Raw genomic sequence first — 2,733 nt, 5'->3', positions numbered from 1 at the left:
ACAATAACCCGCCATAGCTTCATCAATACTGTTATCCACGACTTCGTAGACCAAATGATGAAGCCCCTCAATACTAACGTTCCCGATATACATAGACGGCCTTTTTCTAACTGCTTCAAGCCCTTCGAGAACTTTTATTTGGTCAGCATTATATATGTTTTCTTCTGTTTTCATATTCTCATCGGCATGATGACACTTAAATATGTATCATCGTTTTCCCCTTCGATTAAACACGGTTTTTCTTTATCGATTATATTAACAACAACTTTTTCAGTGTCAATTACGCTTAATATTTCTATGATGTATCTGGGATTAAATGCAACTTCAATGGGATCCCCTTTAAAGTCTATATTCATATCTTCTTTTGATTCACCCAGATCCGGGTTTGTTGTGGTAATAGAGATATTGTTGTCTTTAAAGTTAAAAATAACTCCTTTGTAGTCTTCAGAAGATAAAATTGACATTCTTTTTAGCATCATCAAAAACTTTTTTTTATCCAAATGGATTGCATAAGAAGATCCTCTTTGTATAATATCGCCATATTCAGGAAAGTCTCCTTCAAGAAGTCTTATAATGACGGTCTCATAATCCTTTTTAATAATAAAATTATTATTTTTAACACCAATTTGAACGGTTCCTGAAGGATCTAAAAATTTTATAACTTCATTCATTCCCTTTTTAGGAATGAGTACACCGAAAGCTTGAGGCAGTTGTATATCTTTTTCATAAATACAATCTGCTTTTGAAAGCCGATTGCCATCAGTTGAAACCATTCTTACAAGGTTTTTATCCTCCTGATGAATAACTTCAAAATATATACCGGTGATGTGGGTCCTTTTTTCATCAGAAGCACCTGTAATAATGATTGTTTTTTCAATCATTTTTCTAAAAACTTCAGAATCGATGGTAAAAAAGTCAACATTTTCTATTATCGGTGTTTCCGGAAAATCATCTGGATTTAATCCAACCATATTGTATTCTACATTTTTGTTACCTATTTTAATCCAATAGTTATCAGATTCACTAATTTGTATTTCTTCACTTGGAAACTCTCTAACAATTTCGTAAAACTTTCTTGAATTTATCGTTAATACCCCTTTTTTTTCTATGGTAGCTGGATATAAACCTTCAAAACCTGTTTCAAGGTCAGTTACAGTTAGTATAATTCCTTTATCTGTTGTTTTTATTAGGATGTTTGATGTAATAGCCAGGTTGCTTTTTCGTCCGGTTATTCCTTGTACCTTAGACAGTATATCAAGGATATCGTTTTTATTAATTTTAAATTTCATACTTTATTCCTTATTTTTTTTATATAAATATATAATAATAAATAAACATTGTTCATAACGATAATAATTGTATAATTTATTTAAATAACAGAAAAAAAATGTATTAACACTGTTCAAAAAAAGTTTAGAAAATAATTAGAATGGATAGATTATAAAAAGTATAAAATTTATTGTTAATAAGTAGTTATTTATTAAAAAAATATCAATATAAAAAGCAGGTGTTATAATGAGCGTTTAAAAAGCAATGTAAAACTTTTAAAATACCATATATAGTGCTTATTTTTATTTGATATAAGAATATATACCGTTTATAAGAATGTTACAAGTGTTTTTAATGTGGATTTGCCAATAAACGAATGCCAAAGAAGAGATTATGAAATTTATTGCTGATTTTCATGTTCATTCGCGTTTTTCCAGGGCAACGGCGAAGAATTTGGATTTTGAAAACCTATATATATCAGCTCAACTTAAAGGATTAACGGTTATTGGAACCGGTGATTTTACTCATCCGGGATGGTTTGCTGAAATAAAAGAAAAACTAGTACCAGCGGAACCTGGAATGTTTAAGCTAAAAGATGAAATTGCCAAATTATGCGATCAAAAAGTTCCGAAATCATGTCGTAATAAAGTGCGATTTATGTTGGTTTCGGAAATTAGTAATATATATAAAAAAAATAATAAAACCCGCAAAAATCATAATCTTGTGTTTCTACCCAATTTAAAAAAGGCTGAGAATTTTAATTCAAAATTAGATAAGGTTGGAAATATAAAATCCGATGGAAGGCCGATACTTGGTCTTGATGCAAGGGATCTATTAGAAATACTTCTCGAGACATCTGATCAGGCATTTCTTATTCCAGCTCATATTTGGACCCCATGGTTTTCATTGTTTGGATCAAAATCAGGTTTCGATACATTAGATGAATGTTTTGAGGATTTAACGCCTTTTATATTTTCGGTTGAGACAGGGCTGTCATCAGATCCGTCGATGAATTGGCGGGTATCCGCACTGGATGGACTCACATTGATTTCAAATTCTGATGCACATTCACCATTAAAACTCGGGAGAGAGGCAAATCTGTTCAATACGGACCTTTCTTTTTCAGCTATAAAGTCTGCCATTAAAAGTGGTAATCCTGAAAGGTTTTTGGGTACGTTAGAATTTTTTCCGGAAGAGGGAAAATATCATATTGATGGACATAGAAATTGTGATGTTCGTTTTTGGCCCAAACAGACAAGGAAACAAGGAGGTATATGTCCTGTTTGTGAAAAACCGCTCACCCTGGGTGTTTTGTACCGGGTAGAGGAACTGGCAGATCGAACGGAAAATACTAAACCGAAAAATTATCATCCCTACTACAATATTATTCCACTAGTAGAGATCTTGGCTGAGGTTTTAAAAGTTGGTCCGAAATCAAAAAAAGTTATGGGTACATACAAAGAC

Annotated in this window: 2 protein-coding genes; one reads left to right on the top strand and one right to left on the bottom strand. The window is 31.9% G+C overall.

Going from position 1 to position 2,733, the window contains the following annotated elements:
- Positions 1–170 precede the first annotated feature (170 nt).
- Positions 171–1,289, bottom strand: a complete 1,119-nt coding sequence (gene dnaN, locus VLM92_RS12830) for a DNA polymerase III subunit beta (protein ID WP_325276729.1) — start codon at positions 1,287–1,289, stop codon at positions 171–173.
- A 373-nt stretch (positions 1,290–1,662) separates the two neighbouring features.
- Here dnaN and VLM92_RS12825 point away from each other — a divergent pair.
- Positions 1,663–2,733 (top strand): endonuclease Q family protein (locus tag VLM92_RS12825; protein WP_325276728.1); only part of this gene is annotated, 1,071 nt, incomplete at its 3' end.

It is taken from the genome of Romboutsia sp. (genome assembly GCF_035470145.1).
In the GTDB taxonomy this organism is placed as follows: domain Bacteria; phylum Bacillota; class Clostridia; order Peptostreptococcales; family Peptostreptococcaceae; genus Romboutsia_D.
This window is presented reverse-complemented; position numbering and strand designations above follow the sequence as displayed.